Genomic DNA, 718 nt, shown 5'->3' with positions numbered 1-718 from the left:
GATCAATTTTGGAGCGGGTGATGGGAATCGAACCCACGACATCAGCTTGGAAGGCTGAGGTTTTACCATTAAACTACACCCGCATATTAAATTCCTGGTCGGGAAGACAGGATTCGAACCTGCGACCCCTTGGTCCCAAACCAAGTGCTCTACCAAGCTGAGCTACTTCCCGTTTAATTATATGGCGCGCCCGAGAGGAGTCGAACCCCTAACCTTTTGATCCGTAGTCAAACGCTCTATCCAATTGAGCTACGGGCGCATGTTTTTGATGCGGCCGAGAGGACTTGAACCTCCACGGGGTCGCCCCCACTAGGCCCTCAACCTAGCGCGTCTGCCATTCCGCCACGACCGCATGTTTCTTGCAACAGAATTAAATTATAACACGCATCCTCTATCATTTCAAGTACTTTTTTAAAATAATATTTTACTTCTTAAAGAGAGTATTTATTATCTGAAGAAGGCACTTGTTTGTGACTAACCGTCACTAGAAATATATTAAAGCAATCGATTGAAATAGTCAACTACTTTTTTAAAAAAATAAAATCAGAAGTGAATTTATCTTTTGCTATTAGCCTTGAAACAAACCAAAAAACAAAAAAACAGCCTGCGCAATGCAAGCTATAAGTTACTTGAATGCGGATGAAGGGAGTCGAACCCCCACGTCCTTGCGGACACTAGAGCCTGATTCTAGCGCGTCTGCCAGTTCCGCCACACCCGC

Annotated in this window: 5 tRNA genes; all 5 read right to left on the bottom strand. The window is 44.7% G+C overall.

Annotated elements, in window-relative coordinates:
- Nucleotides 1-9: 9 nt before the first annotated feature.
- A tRNA-Gly gene (locus BBA02S_RS19960) sits at nt 10-83 on the bottom strand.
- Nucleotides 84-95: 12 nt separating this feature from the next.
- Nucleotides 96-172, bottom strand: a tRNA-Pro gene (locus tag BBA02S_RS19955).
- A gap of 10 nt (nt 173-182) precedes the next feature.
- Nucleotides 183-259: transfer RNA gene (locus BBA02S_RS19950), tRNA-Arg, on the bottom strand.
- Between the two features lie 10 nt (nt 260-269).
- A tRNA-Leu gene (locus tag BBA02S_RS19945) sits at nt 270-352 on the bottom strand.
- Nucleotides 353-634: 282 nt separating this feature from the next.
- Nucleotides 635-718, bottom strand: a tRNA-Leu gene (locus BBA02S_RS19940).

The organism is Bacillus badius NBRC 15713 (assembly GCF_001591605.1).
In the GTDB taxonomy this organism is placed as follows: Bacteria; Bacillota; Bacilli; order Bacillales; family Domibacillaceae; genus Pseudobacillus; species Pseudobacillus badius.
The sequence above is the reverse complement of the archived record's forward strand: the minus strand, read 5'-3'. Positions and strand labels throughout refer to the sequence as shown.